Below are 16722 nucleotides of genomic sequence, written 5' to 3' on the forward strand. Positions count from 1 at the left end.
AGCGGCTGCTGCCGGGGGTGGTGCTGATACAGACCGGCGACCCGGACGCGCGGCAGCGGCTGCTGGGCGCGGTCCTGTACGCGGTGACGGCGCGCGGCGCGGGCGCCTGCCCGGTGGAGCGGGCGGAGGCCGGACCGAGCGCCGGACCGAGCGTTGGGCCGAGCGCCGGGCCGGCCGTCGGGCCGGGCGCGATGTCCGGGGCGACGGCGGTGCTGACGGGTGAGGCGGCGCTCGCGCTGTACGGGGTACGGGGTGTGGCGACGGACCGCGCCGAGGTGCTGGTCGCGTCCCGCCGCAGCCTGCGCGACACCTCGTACGTCCGGCTGCGCCGCACCACCCGCTGGCCGCCCACGCTCCTCGTCAACGGCATCCCGTGCGTACGCCCGGTCCGTGCCGCGTCCGACTTCGCGCGCCACGAACCGTCGGCGGACCGGGTGCGCGCGGTGCTCGCCAACACCGTCCAGAAGGCCAGCTGTCATCCGGAGGATCTACGTGCCGAACTCCGCGCGTCCCACGCCCTGCGCAACCCGGCGCTGCGCGCCGTCATCCACGAACTGCGCGTGGGCGTACGGTCGATCGCCGAAGGCGAGACCCGCGACGTCCTCACCGCTGCCCGCGTCCCGCCGGCGCTGTGGAACCCCCTCTCCTCACCGCCTCGGGCGCGTTCCTTGCGAGACCCGACGCGTACTGGCCGTACGCCGGGGTGGCGTTGGAGGTCGACTCGGAGGAGTACCACCTGGGCATCACCGCGTACCGCGCGACGCTCCGCCGCCGGCTGCTCCTGGAATCCCACGGCGTGGACGTGGTGAGCGCGGTCCCGGCCCTGGTACGCGACCACCCGCAGGAGCTGGTGGCGGCGGTCCTCACCAAACTCCGCCTGGCGGAAGCCCGCAAGGACCGCCCGTCGGTGGTGGTACGCCCGCACCCCTGACCGGAACCGCCGCCCGCGCCGCCCCCCCCGAACCTCAGCCCTCGGCGGGCATTCGTGGCGGGTCCGGCCGGAACCGGCCCATGGCGATGTCGATGAGCTTCGAGGTCGACTCCTTGTCGAAAATCAACCCTCGCGCCCCGTCAGGGAGAACGATCCCGTCGACCCGCAACTCGGGTGTCCCGCCGGCGCCGTCCGCCTCGTAGGCCTTTTCCGACGCCTCGACGAAGTCCCGGTAACGCATCGTCCTGACCGCCGAGTCGAACCTCTCGCTCCGCAGACCCGGCACCTTCGAGGCGAGCGCGAGCAACTCGCCGTCGGTGAACCCGTCGACTTCCTCAGGGGGCTGGTTCGCGTAGAGCACGTCGTGGTACTCAGCGAATTTCCCCTGTTCCAGAGCGGCGCGCAGCGCGTTCACCGCCTTGACCGAACCGTGTCCACCCAGTCTGTCGTCCAGGAAGGAAGCCAAGGTGTACTGGACCCTCAGTTCGCCCTTCCGCACGGACGCCATGATCGTCTTGGCACCCCCGGTCAATTCGAACTCCTGGCAGACCGGACAACGCGGATCTTCGTACAGCATGAACGCATGCTCAGCGGCCGAATCGCCCACGGTGATGGTGGTCCCGTCCCGCTCCAGCCGCTCAGCCGACCCCTCCGCCGAGACAGCAGCCGCCCCACGCCCGCCGCGCCCCTCACCAGACCGCGCCCTGTCGGGGTCACGCGCCCCGCACCCCGCGACACAGACCAACGCCAGGACCCCCGCCAGCAACGCGGCGCCACGTACCGGTCTTCGTCTTCCCACCTGCATCAACGATGCCCTCCCCATGAGTAGTTCGCGTACCGTACCGGCTCGCGGGGATCATCGACGAACCGATTACAGCGGCGGATGATCACCCGTGGCGCCGTCGACGAGCTCACGCAAAATATCCATATGCCCGGCGTGCCGCGCGGTCTCCTCGATCATGTGGATCAGCGCCCACCGCATCGACACGGTCTCGCCCCGCCAGGACGTCCCGACATCGTCGAGCGCCAGCTCCGAGATCACCTTGTCGGCCTCGGTCCGCGAACGCCCGTAGAAGTGCACGATCTTCGAGGTGCTCTCGTCGGGCTCGACGCTCATGTCCTCCCCGGCCTCGGGATCGAACCACAGCGTCTCGATGCCGCGCCCGAACGTCTCGCAGAACCACCCGTACTCGTTGCACGCCAGATGCTTCACCAACCCGAGCAACGACGTCCCCGACGGCGTCATCCGCCGCCGCACCTGCTCCTCGTCAAGCCCGTCGAGCTTCCACAACACCGCGTCACGATGCCGGTCGAGACTGACGTACAGACTTTCCTTCTCGTCGCCGGTAGCCGGCACACGTCGCATCATGCGGGGGAAGCTAACAGCCCCACCCCCCACCCAACGCCACCCGCCCCCACCTGCCAGCCCTCACGACGGCCGCGGCTTCCGCCCTAGTCGACACCGTCAGCCGAGCCGACGCTCCTGCATAGCGATGATGAATCCCATCCAGGAGTCGCGAAGGAAGTCGAGCCTGCTTCCTTCTGGATCCTTCGAATCGCGCACAGCCACAGAATGGATCAGCTCCGCGGCCTCCACACACTCCGTGCCACTTCCGCCGCTGTACGACGACTTGTACCAACGGGCGTCCTGGGGATGCATCACAGCTCCTTGCCGACTCGGTCGAGGAGCGCGGCCGACGCGTCGATGCTCAACGCCTGCGCGCGCAGGTACTCGAACGCCAATTTATAGCGCTCCAGTTCCTGCGGCTTCTCCATGAACAGTCCTCCGCCAAGGATGTCCACGTACACCACGTCGAGTTGGGGTGTCGGACCGCCGAGGATGACAAAACTGCCGACCGCCGCTGCGTGGGCACCGGCCTCGAACGGCAGCATCTGGACCGTGATGTGCGGCTCCTGCGCCTGGGAGAGCAGGTAACGCAACTGCTGACGCATGACATCCCGCCCACCGACTGACCGCCGCACCACAGCCTCATCGACTACGGCCCAGATGTGTGGAGGGTCTTCTCGTTCGAAGATCTCCTGGCGCTTCATCCGGATGTCGACCATGTGCGTGATCTCCTGTTCGGTGCAGCGCATTTCCGACGCCCGGTGGACTGCCTCCGCGTACGCACGCGTTTGAAGCAGTCCCGGCACGTACATGCACGCGTAGTGGTCCTCCCGGACGACTTCGTCCTCAAGCGTGAGCATCAGATTCATCGACTCGGGGATGGGGTCGGCCAATGACCGCCACCACCCCTGGATCCTTGCCCCTTTGGCGAGTTCGACCAGAGTCCGTCGCTCTTCTTCCGAGGAACCGTACTCACGACAGAGCGCGTCGACCGCAGGCCACTTGACCGGCCCCTCCTTGGTCTCGTACCTGCTCAGCGTGGCCTTGGAGATACCGACCAGCGCCCCGGCTTCCTCCAGCGTGAGGCCCTTGCCCTCCCGCAAGCGGCGTAGATCTGCACCGAGTTGGCGCCTGCGGGTGGTCGGTCCGACTGCCATGACTGTGGCCCTTCGTCTTGATCTCTCAGAGCGTGCCCGGTCCCGCGCATCAGAGGCAAGGCAGCGCACGCCGGGGGCGCGCGAGACCTCGCATGCCCCCACTCGGTCACAGTGAGAGTTCCATATTGAGAGTTTCAGTGTCACTCTGGAGTAACCACACGGAACGTAACGTAGCTGTCGAGCGGTCGGCGAAAGGTAGTTGACATGGTGGAGTGCCGGTTCAACATCGCTAGGAAAGCCTGGGGCTTGTCCTTCTTGGCGGAGTCCGTGGAAGTGGCCGGCCTGCGACGTCTCATGCGGATGCACTTGAACCTGTGGGGCTTGCCGACCCTGGTCGATGCCGCGCAGTCGTGTGTCACGGAGTTGGTCGGGAACGTCATCACGCACGTCGGCCCAGGGACACCCACGGCGCTGGTCGTATCCATGAACGGCACGCATCTGCGCATCGAGGTGAGCGATCCCGACACCCGGACGCTTCCGACCCTCGTCGCAGCGACGGACGAGGCGGAGTCGGGCCGCGGAGTAGCGCTCGTCGATGCGCTCACCGATCGCTGGGGGGTGATCCTGCGCGGTAACTCCAAGGTGACATGGTGTGAGTTAGAGACCGGATTGCGTTCCGGCACTGATCACATCGAGGGACCGCAGGTCGCCAAGGCGGAGGCGCTACTCAGCCTGTACTGCTGGGGCGATGTCCACGCGCCGACGCGGCACGGACGCCTGAACGTGGCCATGGCGGAGGAAGCAGCGATCGACCTGATCGCTGACCTCCTCCACTGGCTCCGAGCCCACGGCTGCGACCCGGACGGGGCGCTGGATCGGGCTCAGACGCACTTTGAAGCCGAAGCGTCTGAGTCGCAGTCACCGTAGGGATCGGGTGACATGGAGGAGTGGAGTCGTGCAGATCGGGTCCGTTGCGACGATCTCCCAAGAGTGAACTTATGTGTTGGAAAGCAGGGCATCTACATCTCGGAATCCATCGAGAATCAGGCGCACTGTCTTGTACTCGTGCTCGGGATCCGGTCGAACTCGGACTTTTCCCGTTTTGTGTGCAGTCTCTCCGCGCTGCGTGGCCCACGCTTCTGTCGTGGACAACCACTGAATATCAATGTCGGCTTCGTTCACTCCGAGGGGAAGCAAGATGCGGAGTAGATTCTTCTCTTTGATTCCGTGATTCTGGGAGCGGATATAGCGATTTAAATCGTCTCTGGCCGCAATTATTCTTCCGTTTAGGTCTGGCGTTCGCTTTTGCGGTGGAGCTAGGAGAGAGCTCGGCTCCCCGTGAACCTGCTCTCGGTACGCAAGCAATGCGATCAGAGGCGCAGATGCCACGTGATGCTGCCTCCATGATTGAAAAGATTGGTTCAATACTTCGGCCGCGCGCTCCTCGATGAAGGACTCGAATTCGGCATGTGCCAGTACCCGAAAGGCTCGGGTCCTATCATACACGGAGGCTCTGTAACTACCCGTTGGATCGAATCGGGAAGGGAGGAGGTTGCGTCGCAGTTCGCGAATTCTTTGAGCCAGAGCGCGATATTTTTGTGACGGCATCAGGAGCTCCGACGCATGACCAGCCTATTATTTACCAAATTCGGCGTATCGATTGGAATATTTAGTACACTGGACAGCTTGCTGCCCCATTTTTCAAGCCGCCGATGCGTTGCTTCCGGAGTCTTGGTGGTTGTCTGAATGGACTCCACGAACTGATGATCCGTGCCGCAGATATCTTCGAAAGCTTCTTTTACCTCAGTTTCGCGACCGGTAACCGCTTGGCGAATTCTTTCCTGACTGAAATAAAATGTCATGATGTCGAATACTGCACGGTTGAATCTTCCTTCGTACCCGTCAGGTGACCAGCGGTAGAAGGAGTTTTCCTCGAAGATGGAAAAGGTGGTATCGATTGCCAGATCGCAGCTTTTTCCGGCATCGCGAATTGTTCCTTCCTCATCCTCCCAGGCCTGATTCAGTTCGTTCGTGGTGTCGTCCAGGAAGCGTTTTAGATTCCCGGTGTACTGATTGATTCGGAAGTGGAGGCCGAAGAATCGGAGCATTACTTCGACATCGCGCATGCGAAAGTCGGGATTTTTGATTCTTAGTGCTTTTTGCAGCCAGCTACTAGCGGTGGAAACGTCATCGAGGAAGTCGGTGAAGGGCCCCGGGTGAAGTGCCTGTCTCAGTTCTTGAGGTGAAAGTCTTACACTACCTGTGTTCAGTCGTAGGAATACCAATTGAAGGAATTGTTCGCTGGGCCAGCGACGCACGACGACCGTGCGAATAGTTTGATTTAGAAACGAGTTCAGATCTTCAATTCGATCCGGGTCGTCCTCTAGCTTTTGAAGGGTAAGTCGGCGAAGATCGGCGCGCACATCCAGACCGGTCAGAGCGAGAGTTGTGAATTTGACGGACTCGTCATTCGCTCCTAGTGAAGAATTCGCGGCAAATTGACGTAGAGCGAGAAGGCGTTGCTTTCCGTCTAGGACGATAAAACGTCCCCGCTGATTCTTGTCCTCGGCCAATACGATTTGAGGAATGGGGAGCCCTAGGAGTAGTGACTCGATAAATCTACTTTTCCTCGGTTTGTCCCATGCGTCTCTCCTTTGGAATCGCGGATTAAGTTGAATGTTTCCTCTGCGGAGTTGGCTCAGGATCGTCTCAGTGGTCCAGTCGGTATCCGTCACAACGGCGCTGTCGACGTCCTCTGCTTGGACTTGATCTTCGTCGGAAGCCTCTTCCGCGTCGAGGTCGTCCCAGTCGCTCTGCTCGCTCATCTTTGCGCCTCCCCATACCTACACGTCATCGGTTTCATCATAGCGGCGGCGCCCCATTGAGCACCATGCTTGGGACATCAAGTGACTGGAAATTTGGGCGACTTGACTACGTGTGAACGGAGGCATGGTCTAAATGCGCAACCACTCCAGCCGCTGCAGCTTGGGGCAATTCAAGCCGTGCGACTTCTCGCATCACATGGGAGGTCGTGACAGGAGCCCTGCCGCTGGCTTAAGCGCTCTTGGTAGGTACTCGCGACGTCAGCCACACGTAGGGCAGGTTCGGAGTGGCTAGCCTGCACGGCGAGGTCGTTGTGTTCAAAGGGAAAGATGACTTGACGTACTCAGCCACTAAGGCCAAGGGGTGCCACTAGGAGCTCCAGCGGTCACGGCGGCGGCGACCTGGTCCGCGATCTCGGCGGGTGTCTCGTGTTCCCAGAAGCGTAGGACCGTCCAGCCCAGATTGCGCATGTGTTCGGTCGTCTCGGTGTCCCGCGCCATGTTCTTGTCGAGCTTCTCCCGCCACCACTCGGCGTTCGACTTCGGGCTGGTGGCGTGCAGTGGGCAGCCGTGCCAGAAACAGCCGTCGAGGAAGACCGCCACCTTGGCCTTGGAGAAGACGATGTCGACGGTCCGTCTCGGCATGTCGGGGACTCGTACGTTCAGTCGGTACCGGTAGCCCGAGGCGTGCAGCAGTTTTCTGACAGCCACCTCCGGCGCGGTGTCCCGGCGCGCTTGCCTACTCATACGGAGGGACACGCCGGGGGACGACGGCTTGACGGTGTTCATGACTCCTGCGGGTCCCGGTACGGGGCGGAACGTGGTTGACGACGGGGTACGGGCGGAAAGTCAGACGGCGCCGTGGCATTCGCGGTAGGGGTGGCCCGAGCCGCACCAGCAGGCGGCGTTTCTGGCTGGGGGCCAGGGGGTGGCTCGGCCTCGGGCTGCCAGGGTTGTGGCGTACTGGGGGAGGAGATACGGGTCCGAGGGGGGTGTGGCTTCCGAGGCTGCGAAGGCCTCGTACGAGGGGACCGTGCCCGTGACGATGCCGAGGTTGGGGGTGCCTGCCGCTGCCAGTTCGCGGAGGGACGTCTCCAGGGCCGACAGGTGGGCCTCGCGGGACGGGTACTCCGCGGAGAGGGTCGGGTACGCGGCGAGGAGCTCGGTGAGTTCCGGGGCCGGCCAGTGCAGGACCGCCACCGGGAAGGGCCGGGACAGGGCCGTGCGGTAGGAGCCCAGTTCGGCGCGGAGGCGGGTGATCTCGGCCTGGAGTTCGGCGGGGTTGTCGGAGCCCAGGGTCCACAGGCGCTTGGGGTCGTGGAGTTCGTCCAGGGTGACGGACGCCGGGTTGACGCGGTCGGCGAGGCCGTCCCAGTCGTCGTGGGCCAGGCCCAGCATCCTGCGCACCCGGTGGCGGCCGATCAGCAGCGAGTGAGTGGGGTACGGGACCTCCTCGCCCGGGGTGAGGAGCAGGTTCAGGGCCGTGGTGAACGAGTCGTGGGCCGCTTCCAGCTCGTCGTGCTTCTCCAGCGTCTCGGCCAGGATCTCCCAGGGTGCCGGGTCCAGCGGCTCCGCGGCGCGCAGTCCGTCGATGATCACCCGGGCCTCGGCGTCGTGGCCGTACTCCCAGAGGTTGGCGGCCTGGAGCGCCTTCACCAGCTGGGGGTGTTCGGGGGAGGCCGCAAGGAGGGTGTCGTACAGGCCGGTGGCACGGTCACGGGCGTCGGCCAGCTCCAGATGGGCGGCGGCCTGGAGGAGCAGGGGCTCGTGGTCCTCGGGGTACCGGGCCGCCGTGCGCAGCAGGCGCTCGGCTTCCGTGATGTGGTCGGCAGACATGTCGGGGCGCATGGTCAACACGGTACTGCTGCCCGGGGGCCGGGGCAGGTGTTGTTCCCGTCCGGGGCGTTACCTGTCGGTCCGCTGGGGGGTCCTCTTCGGGTGGGGTGGTTCGTTCGTCCTGTCCCCGTAGTGTGCTGCCGTGTTCCTACAACGTCCCCATCTGCTCTGGCTGCTCGTCCCCTTCGTGCTCTTCCTCGTCGCCGTCCCCTGGGTCAACCGCGTCGACCCCGTCATCGCCGGCGTTCCCTTCCTGCCCTTCTGGCTGTTCGTGTCCACGCTCCTCACCCCCTTCGCCGTCTGGCGCGCCTACCGCGGCGATCAGCGGCTGATCGAGCAGCGCGAGCACCAGCACCGGCACCAACCGCAGTCGCCGGAGGACGGCGAGTGAACGCCGCCGTCGCCACCTCGATCTTCGGGGTCTTCATGGTCGCGACCGTCGTGCTCGGCCTGCTCGCCGTACGCGGCCGGGGCGGGAAGACCGGCGGGATCGCCGAGTGGTCCGTGGGCGGGCGCAGTCTCGGGGCCGTGTTCATCTGGGTGCTGATGGCCGGCGAGGGCTACACCAGTTTCAGCTATCTGGGTGGCGCCGGCTGGGGGTACGACTTCGGCGCGCCGGTGCTGTACGTGGTCGCGTACATGTCCTGCGGGTACGCCGTCGGTTACGTCGTCGGGCCCATGCTCTGGAGCTACGCCCGCCGCCACCAGCTCGTCGGCATCACCGACATGATCGCCCACCGCTTCGGCCGGCCCTGGCTGGGCGCGCTGACCGCGGTGCTGGCCACCGTCTTCCTGCTGCCGTACATCCAGCTCCAGATCACCGGCATGGGCGTGGTCGTCTCGACCATCTCGTACGGCGCGATCAGCCTCAACTGGGCCTACTTCATCGCCTTCGCCGTGACCACCGGCTTCGTCGTCGTGAGCGGGCTGCGCGGCAGCGCGTGGGTGTCCGTGCTCAAGGACGTCATGGTGATCGGGACGCTCGCCTTCCTCGCCGTCTACGTCCCGCTGCACTACTTCGACGGGTACGGGCCGCTCCTCGACCGCGTCGTGGCGGAGAAGCGCCAGTGGCTGACGCTGCCGGGGCACGGGCACAGCGGGATGGGCAGCGCGTGGTTCGTCACCACGTCCCTGATGAACGCGCTCACCGTGGTGATCTTCCCGACCACCGTCGCCGGCTACCTGGGCGCGCGCAGCGCCGACGCGCTGCGGCGCAACGCGATCTGGCTGCCCGCCTACAACGTGCTGCTGTTCGTCCCGATGCTGCTCGGACTCGCCGCGCTGTTCGTCGTCCCCGGCCTGGCCGGCGCCGAATCGAACCTCGCGCTCTTCAAGCTGGTCGTCGACTCGCTGCCCGCCTGGGTGGTGGGGGTGGTCGGGGTCGCGGCCGCGCTGTCGTCGGTCGTGCCGATGGCCGTGTTCATGCTGGTCATCGGAACGATGTGGGGACGCAGCGTGCTGTCGCTCGTACCGCGCTGGCAGGCCAGGCAGAAGGGCGCCGCACAGGTCGTCGTGGTGGTCGCCGGTGCGCTCGCGCTCGTCATGACGTACGCCGTGCCGAACACGCTGGTGCGGCTCTCGCTCATCTCGTACGAGGGGATGGCGCAGCTGCTGCCGATGCTGCTGCTCGCGCTGGTGTGGCGGCGGCTGACCCTGACCGGCGCGCTGAGCGGGCTCACGGTCGGGGTGGCGCTGGTGTGCGCCCTGGTCTTCACCGACCACGATCCGGTCCGGGGCCTGAACGCGGGGATTGTGGGGCTCGCCCTGAACCTGGTGGTGGCGGTGGCCGTGACGTACGCGGGGCCCGCCGACCGTCGGGACCCCCGGCCGGACGGTGACGTGCTCGCCGACCCCGGCGCCGGCGTGCTGCGGGACGAGGCGGAGGCGGCTGCACGCGGGTAGCCGTCCGCACCCGGTGCGCGCGGGTAGCCGTGCCCACCGTGCGGGCAACTCCTCCGGGCAACTCCTCCGGGCAACTCCTCCGGGCAACTCCTTCGGGGTACGCGAGGGCCGTCGTGTATAACGGCTGGAGGACACCTGAGAACACCTGAGGACACCTACGGAGCGAGAGGGGGCACCCACCATGGCCGGCAGCGCAGCGCTACCGACACGGTCCCGGCTGCCCCGGCGGCTGCCCAACCCCACCGGGCTGCTGCTCTTCGTCCTCACCGAGGTCCTGCTCGTCGACGCCGGCAGCCTCTCCGCCGCCGTCGCCCTCGCCGCCACTGCGGCGGCCGGCAGCGCGCTCGTCGTGTGCGCCGTCATCTCCGCCCGCGCTGTGCCCGCCGTACCGCGTCAGCGGGTACGTACGGCCATGCGCGACCGCGAGCAGCGCACCGCCTTCCTGCCGCAGCGGGATCCCGACGCCCGGGGGCGTACGAGGCCCCGAGCGCCCGGCCGTCGTCTTCCGACGGCCGCGTAGGGGCAGTGCGACCAGCTAGCTGAGCTGCCTGACCCCGCGCGGGTCGTCATGCCGAGTTGTCTGTCCATCCGGCACGACGAGACCCCTCGGAGGGCTCCCATGTCCTGGCTCATGTCTGTGTTCGCCAGTCTGGTCACCAACTTCGCCGATCTGCTCCAGCCGCTGTTCCACGCCTCGTCGGCCGCGGCGGCGATCGTCATCTTCACCGCCTGTGTACGCCTCGCCATCCACCCGCTCTCCCGCGCCTCCGCCCGTGGCCAGAAGGAGCGCGCCAGGCTCCAGCCGCAGCTCGCCGAACTGCGCAAGAAGCACGGCAAGGACCGTGAGCGGCTGCAGAAGGCGATCATGGAACTGCACGCGGAGGAGAAGGTCTCCCCGCTCTCCGGCTGCCTGCCGGGGCTCTTCCAGATGCCGGCGTTCTTCCTGATGTACCACCTCTTCTCGCGCAAGCAGATCGGTGACGGGCCCAACGGGCTGCTCGACCACCACCTCTTCGCCGCTCCGCTCGGCGACCGCTGGAGCGACGCGCTGGCGCACGGCGGGCTGTTCGGCGGGGCGGGGCTCGTGTATCTGGCGCTGTTCGCGATCGTCGCCGGTGTCGCCACGTTCAACTACCGGCGGATGAAGATCCAGCTCGCCAAGTCGCCCGCCCCGGCGGCGGCCGGACCCGACGGAGCGCCGGTCGCCGGGCTCGGGGCCATGACGAAGCTGATGCCGCTGATGTCCTTCGCGACGCTGTTCACCGTCGGCTTCGTACCGCTGGCCGCCGCGCTGTACGTCGTGACGAGCACCACATGGACGGCTTGCGAGCGGTACTTCCTCTACCGCGACATGCCCGCCGTCGGAGCCCTGTCGCCCGCCGTCTGACACCGGCCGGGCGGGTGGCCCGGTTCCGGCCGGGGCTGCGGTCGCTCACCGGCCGGGGGTGCGGACCCGGTCCACGGTGTGAATCGGCCCTTGCACAGTGATCGGATGTCTTGGACGATCGGACGATCCCGCCGACGGCCGCACCCGTCGGCCGGGGCACGTGCGACCAGAGGGAGTCAGATACATGAAGCTGCTGCGTGTCGGTACGGCAGGCGCCGAACGGCCGGCGCTGCTCGACCAGGACGGTACGACCCTGCGCGACCTGTCGGGCCAGGTCACGGACATCGACGGGGCGCTGCTCGCCGACGGTGACGCGCTCGACCGGATCAGGGCGGCCGCGGCGGCGGGCGAACTGCCCGTGCTGGAGGGCGGCGCCGGGCAGCGGGTGGGCCCGCCGCTCGGCCGGATCGGAAAGATCGTATGCATCGGGCTGAACTACCACGACCACGCCCGGGAGACCGGCGCCGAGGCCCCGCCCGAGCCGATCATCTTCTTCAAGGCGCCGGACACAGTCGTCGGACCTGATGACACCGTGCTCGTACCGCGCAAGAGCGTCAAGACCGACTGGGAGGTCGAGCTGGCGGTCGTCATCGGCCGCACGGCCCGCTATCTGGACTCGGCGGAGGACGGGCTCGCGCACGTCGGCGCGTACGCCGTGTCCAACGACGTCTCCGAGCGCGAGTTCCAGATCGAGCGCGGCGGCACGTGGGACAAGGGCAAGAACTGCGAGACGTTCAACCCGCTCGGCCCGTGGCTGGTCACGGCCGACGAGGTGCCCGACCCGCAGGCGCTGGCCATGAAGCTCAGCGTCAACGGCCAGGTCAGGCAGGACGGTACGACGGCCGACCAGATCTTCCCGGTGGGTGAGGTCGTGCGGTACGTCAGCCAGTTCATGACGCTGTACCCGGGCGACGTCATCAACACCGGTACGCCGGCGGGTGTGGCGATGGGACAGCCGGAGCCGAAGCCGTATCTGCGGGCCGGTGACGTGGTGGAGCTGGAGATCGAGGGTCTTGGCCGGCAGCGCCAGGAGTTCAAGGACGCGTAGCGCCTTGGGCGGGGGCGGCGGCAGGTCCGGGGGCGGCGGTCTCGTCCCCGCCGCCGTCGCCCCCGTCCGCCCCCAGGCTCTCGCTGCTCCACGCCGCCAGCAGCCGCAGGGCCTGCTCCGACGGTGAGCCCGCCTCCGCCGTGTGGATGCCGAGCGTCTGCTCCGGGTCGTCGTTCGGGGTGAACGCCTCGTAGTTCAGCGTGAGATCACCGACCACCGGGTGGTGGTACACCTTCACCCCGTGCGAGTGGCGCAGTACGTCGTGGTCCGCCCACCAGTGCCGGAAGTCCTCGCTGCGCAGGGACAGTTCGCCGATCAGCTCGGCGAGCTGCGGATCGTCCGGGTGCCGGCCCGCGTACAGGTGCAGGGAAGCGACCATGCTGCGGCCCGCCTGGTCCCAGTCGCCGTACATCGCGCGGGCGCCCTCGTCGAGGAACGCGAAGCGCGCCATGTTGCGCTCGCGGTGCGGCAGCGCGTCGAAGTCGGTGTACAGCGCGCGGGCCATCCGGTTGGCTGCGAGGACGTCGAGCCGGCGGCCGAGCACCAGCGCCGGGGTCTCGGTGATCGTCTCCAGGACCCGGTACAGGCCGGGGCGCACCCGCTGCGGCGGCAGCGGCCTGCGGCGGGTACGGGTGGGCCTGGCGAGGGTGAAGAGATGGCCGCGCTCGGTCTCGTTCAGCCGCAGCGCGCGGGCGACAGCGTCCAGCACGCTCTCGGAGACATGCAGATTGCGGCCGCGCTCAAGACGTACGTAGTAGTCCATGCTCACGCCCGCGAGCTGCGCGACCTCCTCGCGGCGCAGCCCCGGCACCCGGCGGCTGCCGGGCTGCGGGGGCAGGCCCGCTTCCTCGGGGGTGATCCGGGCGCGGCGCGAGCGCAGGAACTCCCGCAGCTCGGAGTTGCCGCCGCCCGCCGCCGCGCTGCCGTTCGCCGTGCCGCCCGTCCCGTTCTCGCCGCCCATGGTTCCAGCGTAGGCACGGCACCCGGCCGGCGCGCCTCACGAGAGGGGTTCTGCCGGACCCCCGGTACGCCGGGCCCGGGGCACGGGCAGGTCACTCTCCGCCGTGGCTGAGGGGGCTGTCGCGTGGTTGCCTGGAAGCACGGGCCGAGCTCTTCGGACGTGACAGACAGGACATCCCATGACTGAGTTCAATCTCATCACCACGTCGTTCAACGCGAAGTCCACGGCGGCTGACGTCGTGGCAGGCGTCGACCTCACCGGCCGCCGTGCCGTCGTCACCGGCGGTGCCTCCGGCATCGGTGTCGAGACGGTACGGGCCCTCGCAGGGGCGGGCGCCGAGGTGACGCTCGCGGTGCGTGACGTCGAGGCGGGGCGGCGCACCGCCGACGACGTCACGGCGACCACCGGCAGCAAGCAGCTCCACGTCGCACCGCTGGACCTCTCCGACCAGGCGTCGGTCGCCGCGTTCGTCGCCGGCTGGGAGGGGCCGCTGCACGTCCTCGTCAACAACGCGGGCGTGATGTACACACCCGAGCGCCGGACGCGGGAGGGCTGGGAGCTGCAGCTCGCCACCAACCACCTCGGCCACTTCGCCCTGACCACCGGGCTGCACGCGGCGCTCGCCGCCGCAGGACGGGCCCGTGTCGTGTCGCTCAGCTCCGTCGGGCATGTGGAGACACCGGTCGACTTCGACGACATCAACTTCCGCCGGCGCCCGTACGACCCTGCGGTCGCCTACGGCCAGTCGAAGACGGCCAACGCCCTGTTCGCCGTGGAGGCGAACCGGCGCTGGTCGGACGAGGGGATCACGGTCAACGCCGCGCACCCGGGCGCCGTCCTGACGAACCTGACGCGTCACATGAGCACGGAGGAGCTGGACGCGGCCGTCGCCTCGGGCTACGAGTTCAAGACGCCCGAGCAGGGCGCGGCCACATCCGTGCTGCTGGCGACCTCGCCCCGGCTCGAAGGCGTGGGCGGCCGGTACTTCGACGACTGCAACGAGGCCGCCCGTTACGTACCGGGCGGCCCGCGCAAGGGGGTGGCCGACCACGCCCGCGACCCGGAGGCGGCGGCGCGGCTGTGGCAGGTGTCGCTGGACCTGCTCGCCGCGGCCTGAACCGGCGCGCTGAACCGGCGGCCTGAACCGGCGCGCTGTACTGGCGGCCTGAACCGGCGGCCTGAACTGTCAGTCGTTCAGCAGCTGGGTCAGGGCCGCTACGACCATCGCGTGGTCCGCCGTCTGGGGCAGTCCGGAGACGGTCACGGTGCCGATGACACCGGCGCCACGGACCGCGATCGGGAACGAACCGCCGTGCGCCGCGTACGCGTCGGGGTCGAGCCGGGACGACTCCTCGAACGACGAGCCCTTCGCGCGGAAACGGCTGCCGACCAGCAGCGAACTCTCGCCGTAGCGCTCGACCACCCGGCGCTTGCGGTCGATCCAGGCGTCGTTGTCCGCGCTGGAGCCGGGCAGGGCGCAGTGAAAGAGCTGCTGGGCGCCGCGCCGGATGTCGATCGCGACGGGTGCTTCGGCGGCGCGCGCCGCTTCGGCCAGCAGGCCGCCGAGCCGCCAGGCGTCCTCGTACGTGAAGTGGGGGAGCACCAACTCCCGCTCCTGCGCTTCGATTTCTTCGACCGAGAAGGTGGGTGCGGTGTTCATGAGCGGTCCTCCAGGGTGACGGTGATGCCTTCGCGCGCCGAGCGGCGGGCCGCCTCCAGGACGTCGAGCGTCGCCGCTGCCTCGTACGCGGTCACCGGCGGTGCGGCGCCGTCGCGCAGGGCCGTGGCGACCGCCGCGTAGTACGCCGGGTAGTCGCCGGCCTCGGTCCTTACGGGACTGCCGCCGCCCGTCAGCGGCGACTCGCCGGCGCCGAGCCGGCCCCAGGCCGACTCGGGCTCCTCGCCCCAGCTCTCCCCGGCCACCGGGCGCCTGCCCTCGCGCAGCTCCGCCTCCTGCGGGTCGAGGCCGTATTTCACATAACCGGCCGCCGAGCCCAGCACCCGGAAGCGCGGGCCGAGTTGGGCGGTCGTGGCGCTCGCGTACAGATGCGAGCGGACCCCGCTCGCGTGCGTGATCGCGATGAACGTGTCGTCGTCGGCCTCGGCCCCCGGCCGGCGTACGTCCGACTCCGCGTAGACCCGTAGCGCCGGGCCGAACAGCGTCAGCGCCTGGTCGACGACATGGCTGCCGAGGTCGTACAGCAGTCCGCCGATCTCCTCGGGCGCGCCCGACTCGCGCCAGCCGCCCTTCAGTTGCGGCCGCCACCGCTCGAAACGGGACTCGAAGCGCTGGACGTCACCGAGCTGACCGGTCTCGATCAGCCGGGCGACCGTACGGAAGTCGTTGTCCCAGCGGCGGTTCTGGAAGACCGAGAGCAGCAGTCCGCGCTCCTCGGCGATGCCTGCCAACTCCCGCGCCTCGGCAGCCGTTCCGGCGATCGGCTTGTCCACGACGACCGGCAGCCCCGCCTTGAGCGCGGCGGTCGCGATCGGCACATGGGTCTTGTTGGGGGAAGCGATGACGATCAGGTCCAACTCGTCCGCGCGCGCCCACAGTTCGTCGGGCGATCCGGCGAAGCGGACGTCGGGGAACTCGGCGCGTGCCTGCGCCCTGCGCTCCTCGCTCGACGTGACGATCGTGTCGAGGACGAGTCCGTCCGTCGCGGTGATCAGCGGGGCGTGGAAGACGGACCCCGCGAGGCCGTAGCCCACGAGTCCGACGCGCAGCGGGGCGCGGGTGTCAGTCCCTGTCTCAGTCATGGCTCCACTTAAGCAACGCTGTTGCCAAAGTGCAAGAGCGGGGGACAATGGCCGGGTGGAGAGCGCGGAGAGAAGCGACGGGGTGGCTGGGAAGGACAGTGCTGCGGTCGGCGGGAAGGGCGGTACGGCAGCGGCCGGGACGAGCGGCGCGGCAGCCGGCGAGTGGGCCGGGCCCGGGGCCAATCTCCCGGTGCTGCGCGGTCACAACGCGGCGCTCGTGCTCGACCTGCTCCGTACGGCGGGGGCCGCCGGTATCAGCAGGCTGGAGCTGGCCGAGCGCACCGGGCTCACCCCGCAGGCGGTCAGCAAGATCACCGCGAGACTGCGCGCCGACGGGCTGGCCGCCGAGGCCGGCCGCCGGGCCTCCACCGGCGGTAAGCCCCGTACGGTGCTGCGCCTCGTGCCTTCGGCCGCGCACGCCGTGGGGCTGCACCTGGACCGCGACGAGCTGACCGCCGTCCTGGTCGACCTGGCGGGCACCCGGGTCGCGGTCAGGACGAGCCCGCTCGACCTCGGCGCGGGCGCCGAGCGGGTGGTGGCGGAGGCCGCAGCACAGGTCGCGGCGGTACGGGCGGACGCGGTACGGGCCGACGCCGCACCGGCTGACGCGGCGGGGGCAGGGGCGGCGCG

19 protein-coding genes and 1 pseudogene are annotated in these 16722 nt (G+C 68.2%); 10 read left to right on the forward strand and 10 right to left on the reverse strand.

The genetic code is table 11. The annotated features are described in order from the left end of the window. Together HY68_RS15855 and HY68_RS46065 are read left to right on the forward strand one after the other, a co-directional pair. Positions 1 to 809 (forward strand): annotated as a pseudogene (locus HY68_RS15855) (hypothetical protein); the annotation flags it as partial. Beyond that, complete coding sequence (locus HY68_RS46065) at positions 797 to 931, forward strand: hypothetical protein (RefSeq protein WP_277816761.1); 135 nt, start codon at positions 797 to 799, stop codon at positions 929 to 931. The pseudogene HY68_RS15855 and the gene HY68_RS46065, both read left to right, overlap by 13 nt. 34 nt (positions 932 to 965) lie before the next feature. Here the strand turns inward: HY68_RS46065 and HY68_RS15860 are convergent, their stop codons facing one another. The 4 genes from HY68_RS15860 to HY68_RS15875 form a co-directional block, all read right to left on the reverse strand. After that, positions 966 to 1754, reverse strand: a complete 789-nt coding sequence (locus tag HY68_RS15860; protein WP_347560464.1) for a thioredoxin domain-containing protein — start codon at positions 1752 to 1754, stop codon at positions 966 to 968. 48 nt (positions 1755 to 1802) lie between these two features. Next, positions 1803 to 2297, reverse strand: coding sequence for a DinB family protein (locus tag HY68_RS15865; RefSeq protein WP_198533413.1), 495 nt, complete (start codon positions 2295 to 2297; stop codon positions 1803 to 1805). 99 nt (positions 2298 to 2396) lie between these two features. Then, positions 2397 to 2591 carry a DUF397 domain-containing protein gene (locus HY68_RS15870; RefSeq protein ID WP_041989238.1) on the reverse strand — a complete coding sequence of 65 codons (195 nt, stop codon included), beginning with the start codon at positions 2589 to 2591 and terminating at the stop codon, positions 2397 to 2399. Continuing rightward, positions 2591 to 3436, reverse strand: a complete 846-nt coding sequence (locus tag HY68_RS15875) for a helix-turn-helix transcriptional regulator (RefSeq protein ID WP_041989240.1) — start codon at positions 3434 to 3436, stop codon at positions 2591 to 2593. Before HY68_RS15875 ends, HY68_RS15870 begins: the two co-directional genes overlap by 1 nt. A gap of 204 nt (positions 3437 to 3640) precedes the next feature. Between HY68_RS15875 and HY68_RS15880 the strand changes: the two genes are divergently transcribed. Then, positions 3641 to 4303, forward strand: a complete 663-nt coding sequence (locus HY68_RS15880) for an ATP-binding protein (RefSeq protein ID WP_041989241.1) — start codon at positions 3641 to 3643, stop codon at positions 4301 to 4303. A gap of 680 nt (positions 4304 to 4983) precedes the next feature. On the opposite strand, the gene HY68_RS40770 is transcribed toward HY68_RS15880, so the two are convergent. From HY68_RS40770 to HY68_RS15890, 3 genes are all read right to left on the reverse strand, one after another. Further along, complete coding sequence (locus tag HY68_RS40770) at positions 4984 to 6201, reverse strand: DUF262 domain-containing protein (protein ID WP_078863631.1); 1218 nt, start codon at positions 6199 to 6201, stop codon at positions 4984 to 4986. A gap of 348 nt (positions 6202 to 6549) precedes the next feature. Beyond that, positions 6550 to 6987, reverse strand: coding sequence for a very short patch repair endonuclease (locus tag HY68_RS15885; RefSeq protein WP_198533276.1), 438 nt, complete (start codon positions 6985 to 6987; stop codon positions 6550 to 6552). 60 nt (positions 6988 to 7047) lie between these two features. Continuing rightward, on the reverse strand, positions 7048 to 8046 hold the full coding sequence (locus tag HY68_RS15890; protein ID WP_041996200.1) for an SEC-C domain-containing protein: 999 nt from the start codon (positions 8044 to 8046) through the stop codon (positions 7048 to 7050). A 130-nt stretch (positions 8047 to 8176) separates the two neighbouring features. Here HY68_RS15890 and HY68_RS15895 point away from each other — a divergent pair, with 130 nt between their 5' ends. From HY68_RS15895 to HY68_RS15915, 5 genes are all read left to right on the forward strand, one after another. After that, positions 8177 to 8425, forward strand: coding sequence for a DUF3311 domain-containing protein (locus tag HY68_RS15895; protein WP_063779649.1), 249 nt, complete (start codon positions 8177 to 8179; stop codon positions 8423 to 8425). Next, positions 8422 to 9936, forward strand: a complete 1515-nt coding sequence (locus tag HY68_RS15900) for a sodium:solute symporter (protein ID WP_041989242.1) — start codon at positions 8422 to 8424, stop codon at positions 9934 to 9936. The genes HY68_RS15895 and HY68_RS15900 overlap by 4 nt, the downstream gene beginning before the upstream one ends. Positions 9937 to 10117: 181 nt before the next feature. Next, positions 10118 to 10456 (forward strand): DUF6412 domain-containing protein, encoded by a 339-nt coding sequence (locus tag HY68_RS15905; protein ID WP_041989243.1) that lies wholly within the window; start codon positions 10118 to 10120, stop codon positions 10454 to 10456. Between the two features lie 99 nt (positions 10457 to 10555). Next, positions 10556 to 11323: a YidC/Oxa1 family membrane protein insertase gene (locus tag HY68_RS15910; protein WP_041989244.1), complete on the forward strand. Its 768-nt coding sequence runs from the start codon at positions 10556 to 10558 to the stop codon at positions 11321 to 11323. 184 nt (positions 11324 to 11507) lie between these two features. Continuing rightward, the gene (locus HY68_RS15915; protein ID WP_041989245.1) at positions 11508 to 12371 is read left to right on the forward strand and encodes a fumarylacetoacetate hydrolase family protein; all 864 of its coding nucleotides are present in this window, start codon (positions 11508 to 11510) and stop codon (positions 12369 to 12371) included. On the opposite strand, the gene HY68_RS15920 is transcribed toward HY68_RS15915, so the two are convergent. Next, positions 12358 to 13332, reverse strand: coding sequence for a helix-turn-helix transcriptional regulator (locus HY68_RS15920; RefSeq protein ID WP_041989247.1), 975 nt, complete (start codon positions 13330 to 13332; stop codon positions 12358 to 12360). The two genes, HY68_RS15915 and HY68_RS15920, sit on opposite strands and share 14 nt — an antisense overlap. Before the next feature lie 178 nt (positions 13333 to 13510). On the opposite strand from HY68_RS15920, the gene HY68_RS15925 reads away from it, so the two are divergent. Further along, on the forward strand, positions 13511 to 14449 hold the full coding sequence (locus tag HY68_RS15925; protein ID WP_041989249.1) for an SDR family NAD(P)-dependent oxidoreductase: 939 nt from the start codon (positions 13511 to 13513) through the stop codon (positions 14447 to 14449). A 69-nt stretch (positions 14450 to 14518) separates the two neighbouring features. Here HY68_RS15925 and HY68_RS15930 read toward each other — a convergent pair whose 3' ends face one another. Together HY68_RS15930 and HY68_RS15935 are read right to left on the reverse strand one after the other, a co-directional pair. Continuing rightward, a complete protein-coding gene (locus HY68_RS15930; RefSeq protein WP_041989251.1) occupies positions 14519 to 14992 on the reverse strand; it encodes a heme-degrading domain-containing protein in 474 nt (157 codons plus the stop codon). Next, positions 14989 to 16092, reverse strand: a complete 1104-nt coding sequence (locus HY68_RS15935; RefSeq protein WP_041989253.1) for a Gfo/Idh/MocA family oxidoreductase — start codon at positions 16090 to 16092, stop codon at positions 14989 to 14991. Before HY68_RS15935 ends, HY68_RS15930 begins: the two co-directional genes overlap by 4 nt. An 82-nt stretch (positions 16093 to 16174) precedes the next feature. Between HY68_RS15935 and HY68_RS15940 the strand changes: the two genes are divergently transcribed. Continuing rightward, positions 16175 to 16722, forward strand: a 548-nt coding sequence (locus HY68_RS15940; protein WP_241778590.1) for a winged helix-turn-helix transcriptional regulator, incomplete at its 3' end; no start/stop codon positions are given.

It is taken from the genome of Streptomyces sp. AcH 505 (genome assembly GCF_000818175.1).
Classification (GTDB): domain Bacteria; phylum Actinomycetota; class Actinomycetes; order Streptomycetales; family Streptomycetaceae; genus Streptomyces.

Excerpts from the sequence above, each read along its gene's own strand:
- HY68_RS15880 (WP_041989241.1), top strand. The coding sequence starts at position 3,641 with ATGGTGGAGTGCCGGTTCAACATCGCTAGGAAAGCCTGGGGCTTGTCC.
- HY68_RS15890 (WP_041996200.1), bottom strand. The coding sequence starts at position 8,046 with ATGCGCCCCGACATGTCTGCCGACCACATCACGGAAGCCGAGCGCCTG.
- HY68_RS15915 (WP_041989245.1), top strand. The coding sequence starts at position 11,508 with ATGAAGCTGCTGCGTGTCGGTACGGCAGGCGCCGAACGGCCGGCGCTG.
- HY68_RS15870 (WP_041989238.1), bottom strand. The coding sequence starts at position 2,591 with ATGCATCCCCAGGACGCCCGTTGGTACAAGTCGTCGTACAGCGGCGGA.
- HY68_RS15865 (WP_198533413.1), bottom strand. The coding sequence starts at position 2,297 with ATGCGACGTGTGCCGGCTACCGGCGACGAGAAGGAAAGTCTGTACGTC.
- HY68_RS15910 (WP_041989244.1), top strand. The coding sequence starts at position 10,556 with ATGTCCTGGCTCATGTCTGTGTTCGCCAGTCTGGTCACCAACTTCGCC.
- HY68_RS15860 (WP_347560464.1), bottom strand. The coding sequence starts at position 1,754 with ATGGGGAGGGCATCGTTGATGCAGGTGGGAAGACGAAGACCGGTACGT.
- HY68_RS15935 (WP_041989253.1), bottom strand. The coding sequence starts at position 16,092 with ATGACTGAGACAGGGACTGACACCCGCGCCCCGCTGCGCGTCGGACTC.
- HY68_RS15920 (WP_041989247.1), bottom strand. The coding sequence starts at position 13,332 with ATGGGCGGCGAGAACGGGACGGGCGGCACGGCGAACGGCAGCGCGGCG.
- HY68_RS40770 (WP_078863631.1), bottom strand. The coding sequence starts at position 6,201 with ATGAGCGAGCAGAGCGACTGGGACGACCTCGACGCGGAAGAGGCTTCC.
- HY68_RS15885 (WP_198533276.1), bottom strand. The coding sequence starts at position 6,987 with ATGAACACCGTCAAGCCGTCGTCCCCCGGCGTGTCCCTCCGTATGAGT.
- HY68_RS15925 (WP_041989249.1), top strand. The coding sequence starts at position 13,511 with ATGACTGAGTTCAATCTCATCACCACGTCGTTCAACGCGAAGTCCACG.
- HY68_RS15875 (WP_041989240.1), bottom strand. The coding sequence starts at position 3,436 with ATGGCAGTCGGACCGACCACCCGCAGGCGCCAACTCGGTGCAGATCTA.
- HY68_RS15905 (WP_041989243.1), top strand. The coding sequence starts at position 10,118 with ATGGCCGGCAGCGCAGCGCTACCGACACGGTCCCGGCTGCCCCGGCGG.
- HY68_RS15930 (WP_041989251.1), bottom strand. The coding sequence starts at position 14,992 with ATGAACACCGCACCCACCTTCTCGGTCGAAGAAATCGAAGCGCAGGAG.